1 protein-coding gene is annotated in these 634 nt (G+C 36.1%); it reads left to right on the forward strand.

Going from position 1 to position 634, the window contains the following annotated elements:
- Nucleotides 1-56: 56 nt before the first annotated feature.
- A complete protein-coding gene (locus tag G3569_RS18240) occupies nucleotides 57-596 on the forward strand; it encodes an REP-associated tyrosine transposase (RefSeq protein ID WP_165271518.1) in 540 nt (179 codons plus the stop codon).
- Nucleotides 597-634: the final 38 nt, after the last annotated feature.

Here is a 634-nt window from a genome sequence, read left to right on the forward strand (position 1 = left end):
AAACTGTAAGGTTTTAACCAAATAACAGTCTTACTTATAAAAAGGCTGTTATATCAATGAAGATATTTAAAGAAGTATCGCTATACTTTATTACTTCAACAGTAACTGCTTGGTATCCTGTTTTTACAAGTGATGGCTACTTTGATATTGTAATAGAGAGTTTGAAATATTGCAGAGAGAACAAAGGGCTCAAAATTTATGCCTATGTAATTATGTTAAATCATATCCATCTGATAGTTTCTACAGACAAAGAGGATATACAAGAGCTAAGTAATACCATAAGGGATTTTAAACGTTTTACTTCCAGGCAATTAACCAAATGCTTGGAGAACGATGGAGGTAAGGTAGCATTGGATTTATTTAAGCGTGCAGCTGCTGAAGATGGGCGAGACAATAGGTATCGGTTATGGCAGGCAGGCTTTCATCCAAAAACCATTCTGAGAGAATCGTTTTGTCGCCAAAAGTTTGATTATATTCATCAAAACCCAGTTCGAAAAGGGTATGTGCTGAAACCAGAGTATTGGTATTATTCTAGTGCGGGCTATTACGGAGATGCAGTTAATATTCCTCTCCGAGTTGATAATATTTTTGAGTGAGTTAAGAAACGGGAGTACAACTCCCTCAGAGCTGTAGT

Source organism: Fodinibius halophilus (assembly GCF_011059105.1).
Lineage (GTDB): Bacteria > Bacteroidota > Rhodothermia > Balneolales > Balneolaceae > Fodinibius > Fodinibius halophilus.